We start from the raw sequence: 21764 nt of genomic DNA, 5'->3' as shown, positions 1-21764 counted from the left end.
CTCCTCCTAGTAGGACTTGGGAAGCCCGAGCACCTGGTGCCCGATGTAGGCGAGGATCAGGTTGTTGTTCACCGGCGCCACGACCGGCAGCCGCGCCTCGCGGAACTTGCGCTCGATGCCGAACTCCTCGGCGAGGCCGTACCCGCCGAAGGCGTCCATCGCCGCGTTCGCCGCCGCCCAGTTCGCCTTCGACGCCAGCAGCTTCGCCGCGTTCGCCTCGAACCCCGGCTGCTCGCCGCGGTCGAACTTCGCCGCCGCCTTCCAGCGCACGAGGCTCGCCGCCTCAAGGTCGGCGTAGGCCTGGGCGAGGGGGAACTGCACGCCCTGGTTCTGGCCGATCGGGCGGCCGAAGACGACCCGCTCGCGCGCGTAGGCCGCGGCCCGGTCGACGAACCAGAAGCCGTCGCCGAGCACCTCCGAGGCGACCAGGATCCGCTCGACGTTCATCCCGGAGAGGATGTAGCGGAACCCCTTGCCCTCCTCCCCCACGCGGTTCTCGACCGGCACCCGCAGATCGTTGAAGAACACCTCGTTGGTCTCGTGCGAGGTCATCGTGCGGATGGGTCGCACGGAGATCGCGTCGCCCGCCTCGCGGATGTCGACGAGGAACACCGACAGCCCGTCGGACTTCTTCTCCACGTCCTCGTAGCGGGTGGTGCGGGTGAGCAGCAGCAGGTAGTCCGAGTGCTGGAACCGGGATGTCCAGATCTTCGAGCCGTTGATCACGTAGTGGTCGCCGTCGCGCCGGGCGAACGTCCGGATCCGGGTGGTGTCGGAGCCGGCGTCCGGCTCCGTCACGCCGAACGCCTGCAGCCGCAGCCGGTTCGCCGCGATCTCGGGCAACAGCCTCCGCTTCTGCTCCTCGCTGCCGTGCCGCAGCACCGTGCCCATCGTGTACATCTGCGCGTGCGCGGGCACGCCGGTGCACCCCGACCGGTTGATCGTCTCGAGGATCAGCGACGCGTCCGCCACGGTGCCGCCACCGCCGCCGTACTCCTCCGGGATCAGCACGGCGAGCCAGCCCGCCGCACCGAGCGCGTCGACGAACTGGGAGGGGTACTCGAGCTTCGCGTCGCGTTCCTGCCAGTACTCCTGCGGGAACCGGGAGCAGAGGTCGGCGACCGCGTCCCGGATGGCCACCTGGTCGTCGGTCAGTTCGAAGTCCACGTCACGTCCTCTTCCTCCCCATCAGAGGTAGTCCTCCGCCAGCGCGAGATCACGGATCTCGGCCACGGTCCCGCTGCGCCGCAGCGTCCCGGTCCGCAGCACGTAGCCGCGGTCGGCGAGCTTCAACGCGGGCCGGGCCATCTGCTCGGACAGCAGGATCGCCGTCCCCCGCTGCTGGACCTGCCGGATCGCCGCGCTGGTGTCGCGGATCGCGATCGGCGACAGCCCGAGGAACGGCTCGTCGAGCAGCAGCAGGTCCGGGGCGGCGGCCAGCGCCCGCGCGATCGCGACGATCTGCTGCTGCCCACCGCTGAGGGTGCCTGCCGGCTGCCTCCGCCGCTGCGCCAGCAGCGGGAACGTCGAGAACAGCCAGTCGACGGTCTCCTTGCGTCCGTCGCGGCGCGACCCGTGGCAGCCGCTGAGCACGTTGTCCTCGACGCTGAGGGTCGCGAAGACCCGCCGCCCCTCGGGCGAGAGCCGGATCCCGTGGCGGGCGCGGTGGTTCGTGGAGTACCGGCTGATGTCCTCGCCGCGGTAGAGCACCCGGCCCGCGGCGGCGCGGACCGTGCCGATGATCGTGTGCAGCACGCTCGACTTGCCGGCCCCGTTCGCGCCGATCAGCACCGCGGTCTCGCCGGGCGCCACCGCCAGGTCCAGGCCGTGCACCGCGTGCACACCGCCGTAGCGGACGTCCACGCCGGTGAGCTGCAGCAGCGGTTCGGCCGTCACGACACACCTCCGCCGGTCGGCACCCGCGAGTCGTCCTGGTCGCCCGGGGCGTCCTCCGGCTCCCCGAGGTAGGCGCTGATCACCCGCGGGTCGGCGAGCACCTCGCCCGGCAGGCCGGCGGCGAGCGGCTCACCGGTGTCCATCACGAGCACCCGGTCGCAGATCCGGCGGACGAGGTCCATGTCGTGCTCGACGAGCAGCACCGCGCACCCCCGGTCCACGGCCCAGGCCACGACCTCGTCGACCCGGCGGCGCTCGCTGCGCTCCAGGCCGGCGGCGGGCTCGTCCAGCAGCAGCACCCGTGGCTCGACGGCCAGCGCCAGCACCAGGCCGAGCGACTTCTGCAGCCCGTAGGGCAGGTCGCCCGCCCGGTCGTCCAGGCGGTCGGCGAGGCCCATCCGGGCGAGCAACCGGTGCAGGTCCGCCGGGTCGATCCAGCGGGTGCCGTACGCCCGGGCGCGCTCGAGGTTCTCGCGCACGGACGCCCCGGCGAACACCGAGGTCTGCTGGTAGCTGCGGGAGATCCCCTTCCGCGCCAGCCGCCCCGGCGAGAGCCCGGTGATCGCGTCGCCCGCGAGCCGGACGGTGCCGCCGGACGGCGGCAGCTGGCCGGCCAGGACGTTCACGAGCGTGGTCTTCCCGGCCCCGTTCGGCCCGATCACCCCGAGCACCTCGCCGGGGGCCACGCCGAAGCTGACGCCCGACACGGCCGTCACCCCGCCGAACCGCTTCGACACCGCGGTTACCTCGAGCAGTGCGGGCTCGTCCGGCCGGGCGTCGACGGCCCGCTCCGGCCGGAGCCCCGCCTCGCCTGCGTCGTCGGCGGGACCGCGGGCCCGCGCCCGCTCGGCCCCGTCGACCAGCCCGCGGGCGGCCCGCGCGGCGGACGCGACCAGTCCGGTGACCCCGTCGCGGGCGACCAGCACGACGACCACGAGCACGGCGCCGAGCAGCAGCTGCGCGTACTCGGCCTGTTCGGCGAAGGTGTGGGTGAGCCACGACAGGATGCCCGCGCCGACGATCGGGCCGAGGATCGAGCCGGAGCCGCCCACGACGGCGCCCGCCACGTGGTTGACCGCCATGAACGGGCTGAACGAGTCGGGATGGGCGTTGCCGATCTGGTTGACCAGAACCAGCCCGGCCAGCCCCGCGATCCCGGCACCGGCGGCGAAGGCGAGCGTCTTGTACAGCCACGGGCGCAGGCCGAGGCTGGCGGCGAGCGGCTCGTTCTCCTTGATGCCGGCGAAGTGGCGCCGCCACCGGAGGGTGACCGCCACGACCACCAGCACCCCGACGATGCCGAGCACGACCGAGTAGCGCAGCAGCGGGCCGCGCGCGGCGAACACGCTCTCGCCGAGCCGCGCCGGCGGGAACCCGGAGATGCCGCTGTTGCCACCCAGCCAGGCCGGGCCGGCCTGGACGAGGAGCACCGTGACCTGCGCGAGCACGAACGTCACCAGCGCGAAGTACGTGCCGCGCAACCGCAGCACCATCGCCCCGATGGGCAGGGCGACCAGCGCCGGGATCGCGAAGCACAGCACGGCCAGCACGACCGCGTTGTCGGTGAGCCGGGACGCGGTCAGCGCAGCCGAGTACCCACCGACCGCCATGAACGACGGCGAGGCGAACGAGAGCAGGTCGACGCGCAGGAGCAGCCACACGTGCAACGTGGCCAGCACGGCCACGATCACCGTCGGCGTGAAGAACAGTACGAAGGGGCTCGCGGTCAGCTTCGGCAGCGTGAACGCGACCACGAGCACGGCCAGCGCCACGACCTCGGCGCCCACCAGCCGCGTGTACAACGTGCCGCGGGCGGTACCGACGAGGCTAGACATGCTCCACCTCCCGGCCGGCGAGCCCCGTCGGGCGCACCACGAGCAGCACCAGGACCACGCAGAACAGCAGGAGCGGGGCGACCTGGCCGCCGACGTAGATGCCGGTGAACGACTCGACGAGACCGATCAGCAGCGCGGCGAGCACCGCCCCGGACATGCTTCCCAGCCCACCGAGGATCACCGTCAGGAACGAGACCATGAGCACCTGGTCGCCGATCGAGGGCGAGAGGGCGAACAGCGGCGTCACCAGCGCCCCGGTCAGGCCCGCGATCCCGGTGGCGATGCCGAACGCGACCGGGAACAGGATCTTCGGCCGCATCCCCTGGGTGACCGCGGTGGCCCGGTCGTCGGCCATCGCCCGCAGCCCGCGCCCGGTCTGCGTGCGGTAGAGGAACACGTGGACGGCGGCCACGGCGATCGCCGCGATGCCGATGACGACCAGCCGCCCGTACGGGACCACCGCGCCACCCATCGCGACGCCACCCTCGATCGGGAAGTGGTAGGCCACCGCCCGCGGACCGAAGACGATCAGCAGCGCCGCCGTGATCGCGAGGCCCAGGCCCAGCGTCAGCACGATCGTGGCCAGGTGGTCGTCGATGCGCCGCTCGATGACGAGGATCTCGAAGACCGCGCCCAGCAAGGCGGTGACGGCGACGGCGACGACCACGCCGACGACGAACGGCATCCCCAGCTGGCCGGTGACGGCGTAGCCGACGTAGCCGCCCAGCGCGTAGAAGGCGCCGTGCGCGAAGTTGATGACCCGCAGGATCCCGAAGATCATCGAGAAGCCGAGCGCCATCAGCGCGTACTGCGCACCGAGCGTCAGCCCGCCCACGAGCGCCGCGACGACCTGGCCCATCAGCTCACCTCCAGGCGCACCAGCGGCTGCATCTGCCCGTCCTGGACGAAGCCCGCGTAGAAGGGGAACGACATCTCCTGCTGCACCCCGAACTCCTCCTTCCCGGTCCACACGCCGTGGCCGAGAGAGGCGTCGTCGAGCGGATCGGCCCGTAGCTCCTCCGCGACCGCCTTCGTGTCCGTGGTCGTGCCCGCCGCCGAGATCGCCCGCAGCAGCGCGCGGGCGCCCGGCATCCACCCGAGCGTCAGCGACGTGGCCTCCCGGCCCGCGAACTGCTCGTACCGCGCCGAGAGCTCCTTCATCGCCGGGTCGTCGAGGTCGACCATCGAGTAGAAGAAGAAGTTGCCCAGCACCTCGTAGCCGCCCGCGACCCGGGCGATCTCGGCCGTGCTCTCCCCACCGAGCCGGCAGAAGGCCCCCTGGTAACCGGCCTGCCGGAGCTGCTTGATCATCGTTCCGGCATCGCCGGCCGGACTCGACGCGACGTCGACGAGGTCCGGGCTCGTGCTGAGGATGCGCGACACCAGCGGCGCGAAGTCCTGGGTGCCGCGCTGGTAGCTCTCCTGGGTCACCGGCAGGCCCGCCTCGCGGAACCGGATGGCGTTCACGTCGGCGATGTCCGACCCGCTCTGGTCGTTGGTCGCCACGACCGTCACCTTCTGGAAGTCGAACCGCTTGCGCGCCTCGGCGATGATCGGACCGGCCCACACCGAGGGCCCGGGCGCGACGTGGAACACGAGGGGGTACTTCGGCTCGAGCGCGTCGCGCCCGAACCCGTTCGCCACCAGCAGCATGTCGTTGCGGCCCGCGAGCGGCTTCATCCCGGTGACCTCCGTGGCGCCGAGCGGCCCGATGACGAACCGGATCCCCTGGGAGACGAAGTCACCGGCCGCGTTGGCCGCCCCCGCACTGGTGTAGCCGGTGTCGTACGGGTGCACCGTCACCGTGCAGGTCCGGTCGCCGACGCGGAGCCCGCCCGCCTGGTTGACCTCGTACGCGGCGAGGTCAGCCGTGCCCTTCATCGACAGCCCGAAGTCGGCCGCCGGGCCGGAGAGCGGGCCGAGGGTGCCGATCTCGACCACGCACGGGCCGCCCTCCTCGGCCGCGGCGGCGGTCTCGATCTTGTCCGCGCCGCAGCCGGTCACCGCAAGGGCCAGGCAGGCCGCCACGGCGGCGGCCGTTGCCCTCGGTACTCGCACCTGCTCGTCTCCTTCGCCTCGCCATCGATGCGGGAGCCGTTCTCCACAACGCGCTATCGGCCCTTCCACCGGGGTGGCCGCTTCTCGAGGAAGGCGCGGATGCCCTCCTCCCTGTCCTCGGACAGGTACGGGTTCGGGCCGACGTTCAGCCGGAGCGCGGAGTGGACCGGCAGCTCCCAGCCCTTCGTGGTCATCTCCTTGTAGCGCCGCAGGGTGAGCGGCGCGTTCGCGACCACGGAGCGCGTGAGCTTCTCCGTCGCGTCCCGCAGATCGGCGGACGGGACCACGCGGTTGTAGAGCCCCCAGCGCAGCGCCTCGTCGGCCGTGAGGGGCTCGCCGGTGTAGAGCATCTCGAGCGCGATGGCGCGGGGGATCAGCCGTGGCAGCAGGACCGTGGCGAAGTTCGCGCCCATCCCGCGCTTGGCCTCCGGCATCCCGATGACGGCGTGGTCGGCGGCGATGCGCAGGTCGCAGGCCAGCGCGAGCTCGCAGCCACCGGCCAGGACCGGGCCGTTGATCGACGCGATCGTCGGCTTGTAGGTCTCCGTGATCGCCTCGTAGACGTTGCGCTGGGTGCCGGTCATCGGAACGGGGATCTGCCTGCCCTGCCGGGCGAACTCGTCGAACTCCTTCAGGTCCGCACCCGCGCAGAACGCCTTGTCCCCCGTGCCGGTGAGCACCACGGCCCAGATGCCGTCGTCGATGCTCGCGTCGCTGAACCGCCGCACGAGCTCGGCCGCGACGGCGGTGCTCATGGCGTTGCGCCGCTCCGGCCGGTTGATGGTCACGTAGGCGACGTGCTCCTCCACGCGGAACAGGACCTCGTCGTCCGGGCTCACCGCGGGACCTCCTCCGGTCGGGCCGGGTGTGTTCGAAATATCGACAACATGTACGGTATCTCGATAATCTGGTTCGGACGGTAGGCGACCGGACAGGCGACGGTCAAGGCATGTCGTAGGCTGATGGCAGCTGTTGGGCGCCGCTTATACCTCGACGCTCCGTCCAGTTGCCGATATCTCGAACAGCGTCGGGAGGCGATGCGACATGGCACGCACGGTTCCTGCGGTCAGCCGCGCGATGGACATCCTCGAGCTGTTCCTCGACACCGACGCCGAACTCAGCCCGCGCGAGTTCGCCACGCGGCTCGGCCTCCCCCGCACCACGGTCTTCGAGCTGGTCAACACGCTCGTCTCCCGCGGCTACCTCAAGCGGGTCTCCGCCGAACCCGCCCGCTACCGGCTCGGCGTGCGCGTGTTCCAGCTGGGGAGCGTCTACTCCGACCGGCTCGACCTCGCCCGGGAGGGCCGTGCGGTGGCCGAGGACGTCGCCGCGCGCTGCGACGAGACCGTCCACGTCGCGGTGCTGGACGGGCACCACGTCGTCTACATCGCCAAGGTCGACAGCACCCGCTCGGTGCGGATGGTCTCGGCCGTCGGCCGCCGCCTCCCCGCCCACTGCACCGCGGTCGGCAAGATGCTCCTGGCGGGGCTCTCGCCCGATGCCGTCCGGGCCCGCCTGCCCGAGGACGAGCCCCTCCCCGCGTGGACCCCGAACACGATCACGTCCGTGCGGCGGCTCGAGCGCGAGCTGGAGAAGATCCGCATCGACGGCGTGGCGTTCGACCACGGCGAGTCCCACGCCGACGTCACCTGCGTGTCGGCTCCCGTGTTCGACCACCGGTCGGAGGCGGTCGCCGCCATCAGCATCTCGGTGCCGACGAGCCGGTGGGACCAGAAGAGCGACACGGCATGGGTGGAGCTGGTCGTCGAAGGCGCCGCACAACTGTCGCGCCAGCTCGGTGCCGTCGAGCACGGTGATCCTCCCTCCTAACGGTCGTCGGTCAGGGCGGGCGCCGGTCGCAGCTCCCCGACCAGCGCGTCGGGCAGCGGCACGCAGGCCCGCCACGGCGGGGCGTCCGGCCGGACCCGCGTGGCGATCTGCGTGGCGGCGTCGGGGTCCGTGCCGCCGTCGGCAGGGCCGATGGGCAGGTCGTGGCGCGCGGCCAGGTCCAGCAGCGCGGAGGAGGTCATCGCGGCGGCGCTCTCCTCGAGCCGGTCCCTCACCTCGTCGGCGTGCCGGCGCCGGTCGACGTGGCGGCCGAGGCGCTCGTCGGCCGCCCAGTCGTCCCAGCCGAGCGCCGTGCACAGCCGCCGCCACATGGCGTCCTCGAGGAGCGCGATGACCACGCGCCCGCCGTCGGCCGTGCGCAGGGTGCCGTACGTGGGCTCCCGGCGCCCCTCGACGGCCGACGGCTTGACCCGGCTCCACGCGAGCGCGGCGTCCAGCATGCTCATGTCGAGGTGGACACCGCGGCCGGCGTGCCAGGCCGCGGTGATGGCGAGCGCGGCCGAGCTGCCGGCGGCGAGATCGACCCACGGAACGCCGATCCGATCGACGTCACCGTCACCGGCCAGTGCTCCGGCGACGGCCTGGAGCGAGATGTCGTGCGTGGGGTGGCGCGCGAGCGGCCCGGTCTGCCCCGCTCCGCTGATCGAGCAGTAGACGAGCTCCGGCCGGAGGGCGTGCAGCGCCGGGGCGTCGCAGCCGAGCCGGGCCGCCACCCCGGGCCGGAACCCCTCCACGACGACGTCGTGGCGACGCACGAGCCGGTACAGCCCCTGCCTGCCGTGCTCGGTCTTCAGGTCGAGCGTGATGCTGGACTTTCCGGCGTTGACGTTGCCGAACATCTCCGGGTCGAGGGACCGGGACGCATCGCCGCTCGGCGGCTCGACCTTGGTCACCTCGGCGCCCATCGCGGCGAGGAGCAGCGTGGCGTACGGGCCGGGTAGCTGCTGGCTCAGATCGAGCACGCGCATGCCGTCCAGGGGACGCATCACACCACCGCCAGCGGGTGCAGCGGGCTCGCGGTGCTGCCCTCGAGCAATAGCGGAGCGGCCACGAACAGGAAGGCCGGCGCGGCGAGCGAACCGAGCTCGGTCAGGTCGAGGTTCTCGAGCATCGGGATGCCGTGCTGGTGCAACAGCGTGAGGTGGGCGGGGAAGGTGGTGCCGGGCGGGGACGGCTGGACCTCCACCGCGTAGTTGTCCGCGCCGACGAGCGCGACGTCGCGCTCGGCGAGCCAGGCCGCCGCCTCGCCGGTGAGACCGGGCTCGTCGTCGTGGTAGGCGGGCGCACCGCCGTGCGTCTCCCACCAGCCGGTGCGCAGGAGCACGGCGTCCCCGGCACGCGGGGTGACACCGATCCGGCGGCATTCGGCCTCGAGGTCGTCCGCGGTGACGGGCGCGCTCGGCGCCAGGGCACGGCCACGCGCGGCGACGAGGTCGAGCAACACGCCCCGGGTCACGACCGGCCGCAGCTTGTCCGCCCCGCACCGGCCCGCGCCGCGGGTCGAGCGCACCGACGCGGCCGGGTGGCCGTTGTACAGCTCGTCCCCCGTCCACGCGTGCCCGAGGGCGTCGAGGTGGGTGCCGGTGTGGCTGGCCAGCGTGACGGTGTCCTCGGCGAACCGGAAACCGTCCGGTGAACGCGCCCCGAGCGCGTAGTCGCCCGCATCGCGGTCCATGAAGCGGCGCGGCGGGTGGCGGTGCGGCGGCACCGAGGTGGACGGCCCGATCGGCTGGGCGAGGGAGACGACGCGGCCGTCCCGGACCTCGCGCACCGCGGCCAGCACGGCCTGCGGGCCGAGCAGGTTCAGCGTCCCCGCCTCGTCCTCGGTACCCCAGCGTCCCCAGTTGCTCATGCGGTCTCCCCTTCCCGCGACGCGACGAGCCGGGTCGCCTCCTCGACGAGGGCGCGCTTGAGGATCTTTCCCGTGACCGTGCTGGGGAGCGCCGCGACGACAACGACCTCCCACGGGACCTTGTAGCCGGCGATCCCCTCCCGGCACCACGCCCGCAGGTCCGTTCCCGCCACGGAGGCGTCGCGCGTGGTGACGAAGGCGACCACGACCTCGCCGCGCGTGGGGTGCGGGGCACCGACGACGGCGGCCGACTCGACACCCGGGTGCCGGCAGAGGAACCCCTCGACCTCGGACGGCGAGACGTTGATCCCGGAGGTTTTGATCATCTCGGTGAGGCGGGAGCGGAACTCGACCGACCCGTCGGGGCGCAGCGCCACCCGATCCCCGGTCCGGTACCACCCGTCCTCGGTCATGGCGGCGGCCGTCGCCTCCGGCTGTCCCAGGTAGCCGGGCATGACCCGGCCGCGGACCTGCAGCTCCCCGGTGTCGTCGACGACCCGCAGCTCCACCCCGGGCAGGGGCGGCCCCTGGCTGACGAGTCGATCCTCGAGCGGGGCGTCATGGCGGGTGACGCAGCAGTTCCCGTACGTCTCGGTGGAGCCGTAGATGTTGCAGATCCCACTGATGCCGAGGTCCACCGCGACCTTGCGGATCTGGTCCGGGCGCCCGATCGTCACGCCGGTCCGCAGGGACGGGATCTCCCGGATCCGGTCGGCGAAGGGCATCAGCGCGTCGACCAGGCTCGGGAGCAGGTACGCCGCCGTGCAGCGCTCCCCGGCGAGGAGCCGGGCCGCGTCGTCCGGGGCGAACTGCTCCTGCAGCACCAGGCACGCGCCGTGGGTCAGCGTCGCGACCAGCGCGTTGGCGCTGCCGAAGCTCCAGAACAGCGGCGAGCCGAGCCACACCCGGTCATGACCGCCCAGGCCCATCCGCTCCCCGATGTGGAAGCCGTTCACGACGAGATCGCGGTGCAGCAGCGGCACGGCCTTGGGAGCGGCGCTGGACCCGGAGGTGTAGAGGACGAACGCGGTGTCGCTCCGCGCCGGGTCCACCGGTGGCGCGAGCGCGCCGGCGGAGGCCACGACCTCGGCCCACCGGCGTGCGCCCCTGGGCATCTCCTCGGGCTCGCCGAGCAGGACGACGTGGCGCAGCGCGGGGAACCGCTCGCTGCGCCACTCCCCCGGCGGGGCCGCCCACAGCTCGGGGAGCAGCGTGCGGAGCTCGCCGAGCAGGTCGGTCGAGCGGACGGCCGGTGCCATGACCAGCGCGGCACACCCCGAGGACGCGACGAGCTGGTCGAGGTCCCACGCCTTGACCCAGGTGTTGAACGCGTCCACCGGAGCGCCCGCACGATGGGCCCCCAGGGCGATCGCCGGCCAGGCGGCGACGTTGCCGGCGAGGAGGCCGACGCCGGCGCGCGGGCCGGCGCCGATGGACCGGAGCGCTCGCGCGGCCCGCTCGGCCGCGCGGTCCAGCTCGCCGTACGTCCAGCGGACCTGCCCCGCCACGAGGGCGGGTGCGTCTGGCCGCCGCGCTGCCTCGTCGGCGGCGACCTCGTCGAGGGTGCAGGCCGCGGGTTCCGTCACGGGACGAGCACCGCCCTCCCGGCGACCTGGCGGCGCTCGACGGCGTCGTGCGCGAGGGCCGCCTCGTGCAACGGCCACGTCCGCGCGGCCATGGGCGTGATCGCCCCACTCCTGACCAGGTCGACCACGTCGCCGAGGTCGCTCCGGTCGGCGTGTGCCGATCCGTACACGCACAGCTCCTTCACGATCGCCAGCCCCGGGTCCAGCGGCAGGAGCGCGGGTTCGGTGTTGCCGACGAGGACCAGGCGACCACCCGGGGCCAGCGAGCGCAGCGCCACCGCGAACGCCGGCGCTCCGGTCAGCTCGAGCACGACGTCCGCGCCCCGGCGCCCTCCCAGCTCGGCGACGCGGCGACGCACCCGGGCCGCATCCGGCGCGATCAGCACGGCGGCGGCCCCCAGCCGCAGCAGCGGCTCCTCCTTCGCGGGGCTGCCGGTCAGCGCGACCACGGTGGCGCCGAGGTGGCGGGCCAGCGCCACGGCGTGGACGCCGAGTCCCCCACCGGCACCGGTCACGACCACGACGTCCCCCGGGCCGGTGCCCGCCCGCCGCAGCGCGCGCAGCCCGGTGCCCACGCCGCACGACAGGATCGAGCCCGTCGCGTCGTCGACGTCGTCGGGGATGGGCACCGCGTTCAGCGGGCTCGCCACCACGTACTCCGCGTACCCGCCGGGGAGGTCCTCCCCGTAGAAGCCGGGCCCGAGCCGGCAGTGGGTCGTGCTGCCCGCCGTGCAGTCCGGGCACGCGCCGCACGGGATGCGCTGCACGAGCGCCACCCGGCGCCCCGACCACGCTCCGGGGTCGCGCACGCCGCTCCCGACGGCGACGACCTCGCCGGCGATCTCGTGCCCGATGACCGAACCGGCGGTCGCCGCCAACACCCCCCGCCGGGCGAGCAGGTCGTGCCCGCACACCCCGCAGGCCCGGACCCGGACGAGCAGCTGGTCCGCTGCCGGATGCGGGACCGGTCGCGTGGCCGGCACGAGGACGTCCGGACCCCCCGTCCCGGCGAGCTCGACCACCCGCATGGTCGTGGGCACGGTGTCCGCGGAGGGCACGTCAGCCGCCCGCGGGCAGCTCGAACCAGTAGTCGGCGGCGGTGCCCTGCGGCTCGTCGGCGAATCCCACCTCGACCCGGGTGCCGATGGCCAGCGCCGCGACGGCCGCGTCCTTGTCGCTCAGGTCGAGCCCGCGGACGTAGCCCACGAGCGCGGTGTCGGCGCCGTCGAGCGTCACGTACGCCAGTGCGTACGGAGGGGCCGGGAGGTTGCGGAAGGGCTCGTAGACGATCGTGAACATCTCGATCGCGCCGGTGCGGGCGACCTCGACCCAGTCGGTGGTGTCGACGTGGTCGCGGTCGCAGAAGGACCTCGCCGGTACGAGCACCCGCCCGCACGCCGGGCACCTGCGGCCGAGGATCCTCCGCTCCGCCAGCGCCCCGAGGAACGCCGAGGTGGTCTCGCCGAGGGCGTGCCGGTAGCTCAGGTCCCAGGTCTGCTCGTAGAACTGCGGCCCGCCGGCGGCCGGAGCCGGGATCGTCGTCATGCGATCTCCTCGAGGTCGTCGCTCAGCACGAGCGCGGAGTAGAACTGGTGGTCGCCGCCGATGGCGCTCGCCACGGCGGTGCGGGCATCCGCCACCTGGTGGGCACCTGCCCGGCCCTGTACCTGCAGGGTCGCCTCGGCGAGGCGGGCCACCCCGGTCACCGCGATCGGGTTGGAGCAGAGCACGCCGCCGGACGGGTTGACGACGATGCCGTTCGCCCCGAGCGCGAAGTGGCCCTCGGCGATCCGCCGCGGGGCCTCCCCCTTCGCCGCGAGCCCCGCCGCCTCGATCACGTGCAGCTCGACGCTGGAGAACGGGGCGTAGATCTCGGCGACGTCGAGCTGGCGGCCCGGATCGGTCACCCCGGCCCGGGTGTACGCCCGCTGGAACGCGACGGCGAGCGCATCGGCGTCGGCGTGGTCGGACACCGACCGCGGCCCGACCCGGTCGCCCATCCAGAACGTCTCGGTGTTCTGGCCGATCCCGCGGATCCAGGCAGGATGCAGGCCGTGCGCGCGGGCGTACCGCTCGGACACCAGCACCGCCCCCGCCGCACCGGTGGAGGACGGGCACGCGTCCCCGAGCTTGATCGGCCACGCCAGTACGCGGCTGGCCAGGACCTCCTCGACCGTCACCGGGGTGCGCAGGTGGGCCTTCGGGTTGAGCGAGGCGTGCCGCCGGTTCTTGACCGTCACGCGCGCCATGTCGGTCTCGTCGGCTCCGTAGAGGTGGTTGTAGCGCATGGCCGACAGCGCCAGCATCGTGATGGTGTTCAGCGGCACGGGCCGCTCGTAGCCGACGTCCCACATCTTGTTCAGCACCGACTGCGCCGACCCGGACTCGGAGACCCGGTCGGCCCCGGCGACGAGGACGACGTCGAACATCCCCGAGGCCACGTGGGTCCAGGCCGCGATGATCGCGCTCATCCCGGTGGCGCCACCGTTGTTGACCCGCATGAACGGCTTGCCGGAGGCGCCGAGGGCCTCCACGCACCACCGCTCGCCGTTGCCGACCCCGATGAGCGCGTCGGGGGCCAGCGGGAACACGACGGCGTCGACCTCGTCCATCGTGATCCCGGCGTCGGCGAGGGCGAGCAGCGCACCCTCCCGGACCAGCTCGGGGAACGTGACGTCGGTGCGCCGCGTGACGTACTCGGACTGCCCGACGCCCAGAACGCCGACGTGCTGGCGGTTCATGCCTTCCTCTCCTCGCCGAAGACCATCACCGTCGCGCCCTGCCCGGCGAATCCGTTCAGCCCGATGCCCGCGGCCACGGCGGGTGGGCCGGTGTCCGCCTCCCGGCGCGCGACGGATCCTGCGGCGGCCAGCATGCGGGCGAGGCCTGCCACGTGGGCGGGCGCAGGCGCGGAGGCCAGCGAACCCGACGCGTTGACGGCAGCGCCGTCCGCGAGTCCGAGGGTGGCGGTCGCGGCGACGACGGCCGGCTCGCTGGGACCGGCGATCTCGACGCTCGTCCAGCCCGCCGGACCGCAGCCCGTGGCCGTCACCTGCTCCCGCGCCCCGGCCAGCGCGGTCTGCACCCGGAGATCTCGTGCGCCCATCTCGTACCGGTCGGTCGACCAGCCGGCGTCGTGGACCCAGGCGAGCTCCCGGCCCGGCTCGAAGGAGCCCTCGACGGCGAGCACCGCCGCGTACACGCCGTCGCAGCGCGCCGGGAGGTCGTCGCGGGTGAGCGGCCAGCTCACGACGTCGTCGCCGGACGGCCCGCCGTCGGTGATCCAGGTGGACGCCTGCAGGGCGGCCGCGAGGGTGTCGTTCATGCCGACGGCGCGCAGCACGTAGGGCTCGGCGCTGACGAGCTCCGCGAAGTCCGGGTGCACCGACTCGCTCGGCTTGCCCCAGCCGACGACGAGCACGGTGCGCCCCTGACCGGACAGCAGCCGCAGGTAGCCGTACACCAGCGCGTGCTCGCCGGACGACGCGATCATCGTGACGTCGAGGCCGACCCCGCCCGCCGGGCCGGCGGAGGGCATGCAGGAGATGACGCGCCCGTCGACCTGGTCGTTGCCGCTGAGGACGACACCGTCCAGTGCGCAGCGGTCGAGGCCGGCCCGTTCCAGCACCGCCCGGGACGCCTGGAAGATCATCTCCTCGAGGCTGCGGTGTTCCTCCCGCTCGACCACGTCCGTGTGCACGGCGAGAACGGCGACGTGCGGTGTGTCCGGGTCCACTTCTCGGCTCGCTCTCTCCTCGGATCAGGCGGAGACCGTGTCCGCCGGTTCTGCCAGGTCGTTCTCGATGGCGTGGGACGTGGCCGTCATCCGCCTGACCACGCTGGTGAGGTGCTGGCTCAACGCTGCTCTCAGCGCGGAGACGTGGACGGCCGCGGCGAGCGCCCCGTCCGGGCCGAATACCGGGGTCGCGAGGCCGACGATCCCCTGGATGCTCTCGCCGCGGCTCACGCTGAAGCGCTTGTTCCGGATCGAGGCGAGATCGCGGTCGAGATCGGCCGGGCTCGTGCGCGTCGTGGAAGTGATCGCCGGGCGGGGCTTGGCCATCATCGCCTGGTAGACGTTGCGGTCGAACGCGGCGAACAGTTTGCCGACCGCCGTGCTGTGGAGCAGGAGGCTGCGGCCGAGCTCCAGGTCGAGGTTCACCCGTTGCCGACCCGCGAACCGGGACACGTAGATCACCCGGCTCCCGCTCCTCGTCGCCAGGTAGACGTCGAAGCCGATCGCCTCGACGAGGGCCTCGAGGTGCCGGCGGGCGAGCCGGTTCACCGCGATGCTGTCCATGACGACCATGGCGGACCGGATGGCCAGCGGGCCGATCCCGTAGCGCCGATCCGTGAGGTGCAACAACCCTGCGTCGACCATGGCCTTGAGCAGGTCGTGGGTGCTGCTGAGCGGTGCGTCGAGCGCGGCGGCGATCTCGGTGACGGTGCCCGGGCCGTGGGCGGCGAGGTGCTGGACGACGTGGAAGATCCGGCTCAGGCGCTGCCTATCCACGGATCGTCACCTCCGCTGCGCCGACCACCCGGTCCGCCTGCGAACCGGCCTCGGCGTCCCGCGTGGCGTCGTGTTCGAGCAGCAGGTCACGGCCCGCGGTCTCGGGCTCACTCGCCGCCGACCGAGAGGCCCTGGACGCAGCGGACCAGCACCAGCAGGATCGACGCCGCGACGCCGAGGGCGGCATGAACATGTGGTCGGTCCTCCCGGATGGCGTCATCGACAGGGGAGAGACCTTCGGGTTCTCGAAGTAGTGCTCCGAGGATCCGAAGACGTGATCCGACCGTAAGCGCCGCCCAGGACGAGCTCAAGCAGCCTTCGAGATCCCGGAGGGACTGCGGGTCACCACCTCCGCGGTCAGGAGGTCGCGGGTCAGGAGGTCGCGGGTCAGGAGGTCGCCGCGTCGAGGAACCTCTCGAGCTCGCCGCGGATGTCGGGTCCGCACGGCTGGAACACGATCTCGGTGACGCCCCGGGCGGCGGCCTCGTCCAGCCGCCGCCGGATCCGGTCGCGGGTGCCGCTCATCGTCGCGTCCTGCAGCATCGAGTGACCGCCCGCGTCCCACGCCGCCCGGTCGGCCTCGCTGAGCTCGACGCAGTGCCCGGAGTGGACCGCCAGGTGCCGCTGCTCGCCCGGGGTCCGGTCCACGACGTCCATCCACTCCGCGCCGCCGGGGAGCGCCCGCACGGCCGAGGGACCTCCGAACTCGTACGCGCCGTGGTGGGCGAGTGCCCAGCCCGGGCCGGCCGCGAGCCGCGCGTGGTCGGTGTCGGTGGGCTCGCCCTCGTCGAGCACGGTGCCCCACACGAGGTAGGGCACCCATGGGTACTCGCTCGCGAACGGGGGCAGCTGGAGGGTCACGTAGAGGCCGTCCCCGAGCCGCTTCGCCACCTCGTGGCCCTTCGGGCCCAACGCGCCGATCAGGATCGGGACGTCGACCGGCCGGGCCGGGGCGTGCCCGTCGGGGTGCAGCATCCGCATCCGGGCGCCCTCCCACTCGACGACCTCGCCCCGCAGGAGCCCGCGGTAGGCGCGGATGTAGGACTCCATGTAGGCCCAGGTGATCGCGCGGTGGCCCATGGCGCGGCGCCCGGTGAACCCGGTGCCGAACGAGACCGCGACCCGGCCGGGGGCCAGCGCGGCGAGGGTCGCGGTGGCCGCGGCGTTGACCATCGGGTGCCGCAGGCTCGGGACCAGCACCCCCGGCCCCAGGCCGATCCGCTCGGTCCGCTCGGCAGCCAGCGCGAGCGTCATCCACACGTCCGGGCTCTGCTGGGGTGTGTCGTAGACCCACGCGCGCGCGTACCCCAGCCGCTCGGCCAGGGCGATGTTGTCCGGCGAGTCCAGTGCGGTCGGGAATGCGCAGGACACCTCCATGGGGCCCTCCGTTTCACTCGTCGGACGGGTCAGGGCAGGCCTGCGTGCGGGACGTCCACGTCGACCGCCAGCAGCTGCGCCTCCCGGACCGGCCGGCGCTCGTGCTCGGGGAAGGAGGGAGCCGCGCACAGGAACAGGGTGCGGCCGTCGGCGCCGCCGAGCATGCAGGCGAACACCCCGGTCCCGGCCGGGATCTCCTCCTGGATCTCGCCGCCCTCGCGGACCCGCAGGACGCGGTTGTGGAGGGCGTCGGCCACCCAGATCGACCCCTCGGCGTCCGCGCAGATGCCGTCGGGGGCCACCTCGAGGAGGGTCACGGCCTCACCGACGTCCTCGGTCTGCGGCGGCTCGCCGAACTGCGCCCACACCCGGCGGCCGTGCAGCTCGCCGTCGTCGCCGACGTCGAACGCGGTCAGCCGCCCGGCGAACGTCTCCGCGACGACCAGCACCCGGCCGGGCAGGAGCACCATGCCGTTGGGGAAGCCGAGGTCCTCGGCCACGGTGGTGACTGTGCCGTCGAGGTCGACCCGCGTGAGCGTCGTGTAGCGCAGCGGTGCGCCGCCCATGAGGTCGAAGCCGAAGTTGCCCACGTAGGCACGCCCGTGGTCGTCCACGAGCATGTCGTTCAGGACGCCGGTGACTGCGCCGGACAGGTCGGCGTGCTCCTCCAGCCGCCCCGAGCCGTCGCGGACGAGGAGGCGGTGGTCGCGCACGATCAGCGCCCGGCCGTCGGGCAGGAACCCGATCCCGGACGGCTGGCCGGGCACGTCGGCCACGACCTCGGCGCCGCCCCGGCCGTCGGTGGCCACCACCTGGTTGGTGTAGAAGTCCGACACCCAGAGCCGGTCCTCGTGCCAGCGCGGGCACTCGAGGTACGAGTACCCCTCGAGCACGACCCGTGGCCGCCGGGTGGACAGCTGTTCCCGCCCCATCGTGACCTCGTCTCCCGTACGCCGTCGTCGGCAGTGCGAAGGGCCTTCTTGTCGGGTTCGGTTACTGAGCGCATAGTTATCTCGGTCCCGGGGCGTGTCAAGCCGGACGGCCGGGTGAGGAGGAGCGGCTCATGCCGACGAGCGAGCGCCGCCGCGGCGGCGGGCGGCATCCGGCGGGCGCGCTCCTGGCCGCGCTCGAACCCGGCTCCGTTCCGGACGGGTTCTGGCGCGAGGACACCGCTCCGGTCGCCCGCGCCCTGTTGTCCTCGGCCGTCCGGTGCTTCGCCGGCAAGGGCTTCCACGCCACCACCACCCGCGACATCACGGCCGCGATCGGGCTCAGCCCCGGCGCGCTCTACGTCCACTTCGCCTCGAAGGAGGAGGTGCTGTTCGAGGTCGCCCGCACCGGTCACGAGCGGGCGCTGGAGGCGTTGCGGGCCCGGGCGGGCGAGCGCGACAGCAGGCAGCTGGTCCGGGGGCTCGTGACCGCCCACGTGACGTGGCACGCGCGCCACCACACCGTGGCGCGGGTCTGCCAGTACGAGCTGGCGGCCCTCGCGCCGGAGCACCTCGATGCCGTCCTGGACCTGCGGCAGCGCTTCGCCGCCGAGCTGCGGGCCGCCGTGGAGCGGGGCACCCGGGAGGGCGCCTTCGACGTGCCCGACGTCAACCGGGCGGTGCGGGCGATCCTGTCGCTCGGGATCGACCTGGTGCGGTGGTACCGCCTCGACGGCGCCGACTCACCGGAGGACCTCGGCGACTTCTACGCCGACCTCGCCCTCCGGATGATCGGGTCGAGCCGAGCGGAGCGTCAGGACAGCACGCGGATCTGGAAGGGGTAGTCGTACGGCCGGTCGTCGGCCGCCCGGACGGCGCCCTTGATGTGGCACCACGCGGACACCACGAACAGCACGACGATCAACGGGATGCCGATCACCGCGCCGATCACGGTGAAGATCAGGACCCAGCTGACCAGGTAGAGCACCCAGAAGCTCAGGTTGAAGTTGAACGCCCCGGCGGCGGCCCGGCGGGCGAACGGCTCGTTCTTCAGCAGCAGCCACACGATCAGAGGCCCGAGCAGGCTGAGCGAACCGGCGCTCAGGAGCGCCGCGATCGGCGCCGACAGGTGGGCGAGGATCGCTCCGACCCGGCTGCTCGCGGAGTGCGCCGCGACCGGCGTGGTGTCGGCATCGCGCTGATGGGGCTCGTAGGGCGACGACATGGGGTCCTCACTTCCGGCGGTCTCGTGCGTTCAACGAGCGGAGCCGTTCCGTCGTGCCCGGGCGAAGGGCGGCGACGCGGCAAGCGCTTGCCGCGAGGAGACGCGCCGCATAGCGTGCAGGACGTGCCGTCGCCCACCACGTCCCGGATCGGCGTCCAGGCGATGATGCTCAAGGACGCGGTCGCCGAGCTCGGTGCGTTCGAGACGCTGCGCCGCGTCGTCGACATCGGTTACCGCGTCGCGGAGATCTCCCAGATCCCGCTGACACCCGCCACGGTGGACGAGCTCGCGAAAGCGCGCGACGAGCTCGGCTTCACGTTCTCGTCCACCTCGGCCGCACTCGCCCCGGGCGGGGCGAACGATTCGATCGAGGACTCGTTCGACAAGGTCGTCTCGGATGCGCGCCGGCTCGGCGCGGAGATGGTGCGCATCGGGATGCTGCCGGTGCCCGCGCTGCGGTCGGTGGACGCCGTGCTCGGCTTCTGCGAGCGCGCCGACGCCGCCGCCCGCCGCCTCGCCGACGAGGGGATCCGGCTCTACTACCACAACCACCACGTCGAGTTCGCCAAGCACCGGGGCCGCTACCTGCTCGACGTGATCGCGGAGCACTCGCCGAACGTCGGGCTCGAGCTCGACGCGCACTGGATCGCCCGCGGTGGCCTCGACCCGGCCCGGGTGATCGGGCAGCACGCCGGCCGCGTGCGCATGGTCCACCTGAAGGACTACCGGATCGGCTGGCCGCCCGCGGAGGCGATCGACGCGCACGCCGCGGGCGACACGTCCACCTGGACGGCCGCGTGGCTCGGGGTCGTCCAGTTCGCCGAGGTCGGCGAGGGCAACCTCGACTGGCCGTCGATCATCGAGACGTCCCTCGCCTCAGGGGCCGAGTACCTGCTCGTCGAGCAGGACGAGCTCTACGGCCGCACGGTGTGGGAGTCGCTGCGGATCTCCTACGACAACCTCGTCGGCTACGGGTACGGCCACCTGTTCTGACGCGCACCCGAGCCGTCTCGGCCGGCGGTCAGCGGGCGGCGCTCGCCGCGGCGAGCGCCGGGGCGGCCGCGGCGTACCGGTAGGTCGGGTAGTCGAGGTAGCCGCCGTCGCCACCCTGGTACCAGGTGGCCTCGTCGTCCTCGACGATCGGCAGCCCGGCGCGGACCCGTTCGACCAGATCGGGGTTGCTGATGAAGGGCCGCCCGAAGCTGACCAGGTCGGCACCGAGGCCGAGCCAGTGGTCGGCGGCGGCGCGGTCGGTGCGCCGCGACCCCATCGGGACGGTCGGGTTCACGATCAGCGTGCCGTCCCACGCCGTGCGCAGCCCGAGCAGCGTGTCCGGGTCGGTGGTCGCCTCGAGGTGGACGTAGGCGAGGTCGAAGCGGCTCAGCTCGGCCAGCAGGGCTGCGTAGAGACCGGGCACGTCGGTCTCCTCCGCGCCCCAGAAGCTTGCGCCCGGCGAGAGCCGGATCCCGGTGCGCCCGGCACCGATCGCGTCGACCGTCGCCTCGACCGCCTCCACCGCGAACCGGATGCGGCGCGCGATCGAACCACCGTAGGCATCGGTGCGCCGGTTGGCCGTGGAGGACAGGAACTGGGAGATCAGGTAACCGTTGGCGCCGTGCAGCTCGACCCCGTCGAAGCCCGCGGCAACCCCTCGACGGGCGGCCTCGCCGTACGAACGGGCCTGCTCGGGCACCTCGGCGGTGGCCAGTGCCCGCGGGACGGGCACGGGCCGCGGGCCGTTCGGGGTGAACACCTCGCCGGTGGCCGGGACCGCGGACGGGCCGACCGGTTGCAGTCCGGTGGTGTCGGGATGCGAGACCCGGCCACCGTGCATGAGCTGCGCGAAGATCCGCCCGCCGTTGACGTGGACGGCGTCGGTGACCGCCCGCCAGGAGTCCGCCTGCTCGTCGGTGGCGAGCCCCGGGGTGCCCGGGTTGGACTGGCCGACGCGGTTGGGGTGCACGCCCTCGCTGACGATGAGACCCGCGGTCGCCCGCTGGGCGTAGTAGGCCGCCATCGACGGCGTCGCCCGCCCGTCGGGGGTGGCCCGGACGCGCGTCATCGGAGCCATCACGATCCGGTTGGGCAGGATCAGGTCGCCGAGCTGGTGACGCTCGAACAGTGTGGTCACGGGTGGAGCTCCTCCCTCCTCGGGCCGATCGGTGCGGTCGGCCACCGCGCGCTACGCTAGAACCTGACGCTGACGTCAGAGGCGAGGGTTTGCGTCGCGGATCACACGAGGAGGACCCATGCGGATCGGAGAGGTCGCGGAGCGCGCGGGGGTGAGCGTCCGGTCGCTGCGCTACTACGAGGAGCAGGGCCTGCTCACCAGCAGCCGCAGCCCGAGCGGCCAGCGCCACTTCGCGGAGGACGCGGTCGAGCGGGTGCAGCTCCTGCAGCGCCTGTACGTCGCCGGCCTGTCCAGCCGGACCATCGCCGAGCTGCTGCCCTGCGTCGACTCCCCCAGCGACGCGAACTCCGACGCCGCCTTCGAACGGATGATCCAGGAACGCGACCGGCTCAGCGTCCACATCGACGAGCTGCTCCACGCCCGGGACACCCTGGACCGGGTGATCGCGGCCAACCGCGACCACCGCCGCGAAATGGCGCGCGCGGGCGCCGGCGCAGTACCCGCCTGATCCCGC

22 protein-coding genes are annotated in these 21764 nt (G+C 73.1%); 4 read left to right on the top strand and 18 right to left on the bottom strand.

The window, feature by feature from the left end:
• Window positions 1–6: 6 nt before the first annotated feature.
• The 6 genes from ABEA81_RS05180 to ABEA81_RS05155 are packed head-to-tail and all read right to left on the bottom strand — an operon-like array spanning window position 7 to window position 6628.
• Window positions 7–1167 carry an acyl-CoA dehydrogenase family protein gene (locus ABEA81_RS05180; protein WP_345603610.1) on the bottom strand — a complete coding sequence of 387 codons (1161 nt, stop codon included), beginning with the start codon at window positions 1165–1167 and terminating at the stop codon, window positions 7–9.
• Window positions 1168–1188: 21 nt separating this feature from the next.
• A complete protein-coding gene (locus tag ABEA81_RS05175) occupies window positions 1189–1896 on the bottom strand; it encodes an ABC transporter ATP-binding protein (protein WP_345603609.1) in 708 nt (235 codons plus the stop codon).
• On the bottom strand, window positions 1893–3731 hold the full coding sequence (locus tag ABEA81_RS05170; RefSeq protein WP_345603608.1) for a branched-chain amino acid ABC transporter ATP-binding protein/permease: 1839 nt from the start codon (window positions 3729–3731) through the stop codon (window positions 1893–1895). Before ABEA81_RS05170 ends, ABEA81_RS05175 begins: the two co-directional genes overlap by 4 nt.
• Window positions 3724–4590: a branched-chain amino acid ABC transporter permease gene (locus ABEA81_RS05165; protein WP_345603607.1), complete on the bottom strand. Its 867-nt coding sequence runs from the start codon at window positions 4588–4590 to the stop codon at window positions 3724–3726. The genes ABEA81_RS05170 and ABEA81_RS05165 overlap by 8 nt, the downstream gene beginning before the upstream one ends.
• Window positions 4590–5789 (bottom strand): ABC transporter substrate-binding protein, encoded by a 1200-nt coding sequence (locus ABEA81_RS05160; protein WP_345603606.1) that lies wholly within the window; start codon window positions 5787–5789, stop codon window positions 4590–4592. The genes ABEA81_RS05165 and ABEA81_RS05160 overlap by 1 nt, the downstream gene beginning before the upstream one ends.
• Window positions 5790–5842: 53 nt before the next feature.
• Window positions 5843–6628, bottom strand: a complete 786-nt coding sequence (locus ABEA81_RS05155; RefSeq protein WP_345603605.1) for an enoyl-CoA hydratase/isomerase family protein — start codon at window positions 6626–6628, stop codon at window positions 5843–5845.
• A gap of 205 nt (window positions 6629–6833) precedes the next feature.
• On the opposite strand from ABEA81_RS05155, the gene ABEA81_RS05150 reads away from it, so the two are divergent.
• Window positions 6834–7619, top strand: coding sequence for an IclR family transcriptional regulator (locus ABEA81_RS05150; RefSeq protein WP_345603604.1), 786 nt, complete (start codon window positions 6834–6836; stop codon window positions 7617–7619).
• On the opposite strand, the gene ABEA81_RS05145 is transcribed toward ABEA81_RS05150, so the two are convergent.
• The 10 genes from ABEA81_RS05145 to ABEA81_RS05100 all read right to left on the bottom strand — a co-directional run bounded on the left by ABEA81_RS05145 (window position 7616) and on the right by ABEA81_RS05100 (window position 17897).
• Window positions 7616–8623 (bottom strand): CaiB/BaiF CoA transferase family protein, encoded by a 1008-nt coding sequence (locus tag ABEA81_RS05145; RefSeq protein WP_345603603.1) that lies wholly within the window; start codon window positions 8621–8623, stop codon window positions 7616–7618. The genes ABEA81_RS05150 and ABEA81_RS05145 overlap by 4 nt on opposite strands.
• Window positions 8623–9489, bottom strand: coding sequence for a cyclase family protein (locus ABEA81_RS05140; RefSeq protein WP_345603602.1), 867 nt, complete (start codon window positions 9487–9489; stop codon window positions 8623–8625). The genes ABEA81_RS05145 and ABEA81_RS05140 overlap by 1 nt, the downstream gene beginning before the upstream one ends.
• The gene (locus ABEA81_RS05135) at window positions 9486–11075 is read right to left on the bottom strand and encodes a class I adenylate-forming enzyme family protein (RefSeq protein WP_345603601.1); all 1590 of its coding nucleotides are present in this window, start codon (window positions 11073–11075) and stop codon (window positions 9486–9488) included. The genes ABEA81_RS05140 and ABEA81_RS05135 overlap by 4 nt, the downstream gene beginning before the upstream one ends.
• A complete protein-coding gene (locus tag ABEA81_RS05130; RefSeq protein ID WP_345603600.1) occupies window positions 11072–12103 on the bottom strand; it encodes an alcohol dehydrogenase catalytic domain-containing protein in 1032 nt (343 codons plus the stop codon). Before ABEA81_RS05130 ends, ABEA81_RS05135 begins: the two co-directional genes overlap by 4 nt.
• Before the next feature lie 31 nt (window positions 12104–12134).
• Window positions 12135–12620, bottom strand: a complete 486-nt coding sequence (locus tag ABEA81_RS05125; protein ID WP_345603599.1) for a Zn-ribbon domain-containing OB-fold protein — start codon at window positions 12618–12620, stop codon at window positions 12135–12137.
• Entirely contained in the window at window positions 12617–13816 is a 1200-nt protein-coding gene (locus ABEA81_RS05120; protein ID WP_345603598.1) for a thiolase family protein, read from the bottom strand. The genes ABEA81_RS05125 and ABEA81_RS05120 overlap by 4 nt, the downstream gene beginning before the upstream one ends.
• Window positions 13813–14811: a hypothetical protein gene (locus ABEA81_RS05115; protein WP_345603597.1), complete on the bottom strand. Its 999-nt coding sequence runs from the start codon at window positions 14809–14811 to the stop codon at window positions 13813–13815. The genes ABEA81_RS05120 and ABEA81_RS05115 overlap by 4 nt, the downstream gene beginning before the upstream one ends.
• A gap of 24 nt (window positions 14812–14835) precedes the next feature.
• Window positions 14836–15588 (bottom strand): IclR family transcriptional regulator, encoded by a 753-nt coding sequence (locus tag ABEA81_RS05110; RefSeq protein ID WP_345603596.1) that lies wholly within the window; start codon window positions 15586–15588, stop codon window positions 14836–14838.
• A 387-nt stretch (window positions 15589–15975) separates the two neighbouring features.
• Window positions 15976–16965, bottom strand: a complete 990-nt coding sequence (locus tag ABEA81_RS05105) for an LLM class flavin-dependent oxidoreductase (protein WP_345603595.1) — start codon at window positions 16963–16965, stop codon at window positions 15976–15978.
• Window positions 16966–16994: 29 nt separating this feature from the next.
• The gene (locus ABEA81_RS05100) at window positions 16995–17897 is read right to left on the bottom strand and encodes an SMP-30/gluconolactonase/LRE family protein (protein WP_345603594.1); all 903 of its coding nucleotides are present in this window, start codon (window positions 17895–17897) and stop codon (window positions 16995–16997) included.
• 131 nt (window positions 17898–18028) lie between these two features.
• Here ABEA81_RS05100 and ABEA81_RS05095 point away from each other — a divergent pair, with 131 nt between their 5' ends.
• Entirely contained in the window at window positions 18029–18739 is a 711-nt protein-coding gene (locus tag ABEA81_RS05095; RefSeq protein ID WP_345603593.1) for a TetR/AcrR family transcriptional regulator, read from the top strand.
• Here the strand turns inward: ABEA81_RS05095 and ABEA81_RS05090 are convergent.
• Window positions 18709–19119, bottom strand: a complete 411-nt coding sequence (locus ABEA81_RS05090) for a DUF4870 domain-containing protein (RefSeq protein WP_345603592.1) — start codon at window positions 19117–19119, stop codon at window positions 18709–18711. The genes ABEA81_RS05095 and ABEA81_RS05090 overlap by 31 nt on opposite strands.
• 123 nt (window positions 19120–19242) lie before the next feature.
• On the opposite strand from ABEA81_RS05090, the gene ABEA81_RS05085 reads away from it, so the two are divergent.
• Window positions 19243–20112: a sugar phosphate isomerase/epimerase family protein gene (locus tag ABEA81_RS05085; protein WP_345603591.1), complete on the top strand. Its 870-nt coding sequence runs from the start codon at window positions 19243–19245 to the stop codon at window positions 20110–20112.
• A gap of 28 nt (window positions 20113–20140) precedes the next feature.
• Here the strand turns inward: ABEA81_RS05085 and ABEA81_RS05080 are convergent, their stop codons facing one another.
• Window positions 20141–21250, bottom strand: a complete 1110-nt coding sequence (locus ABEA81_RS05080; protein WP_345603590.1) for an alkene reductase — start codon at window positions 21248–21250, stop codon at window positions 20141–20143.
• A gap of 118 nt (window positions 21251–21368) precedes the next feature.
• Here ABEA81_RS05080 and ABEA81_RS05075 point away from each other — a divergent pair, with 118 nt between their 5' ends.
• On the top strand, window positions 21369–21758 hold the full coding sequence (locus ABEA81_RS05075; RefSeq protein WP_345603589.1) for a MerR family transcriptional regulator: 390 nt from the start codon (window positions 21369–21371) through the stop codon (window positions 21756–21758).
• The last annotated feature ends 6 nt before the right edge of the window (window positions 21759–21764 follow it).

It is taken from the genome of Pseudonocardia adelaidensis, from assembly GCF_039543345.1.
Classification (GTDB): Bacteria; Actinomycetota; Actinomycetes; order Mycobacteriales; family Pseudonocardiaceae; genus Pseudonocardia; species Pseudonocardia adelaidensis.
Note: the sequence above shows the minus strand (reverse complement) of the source record. Positions and strands in the feature narration are given on the sequence as shown.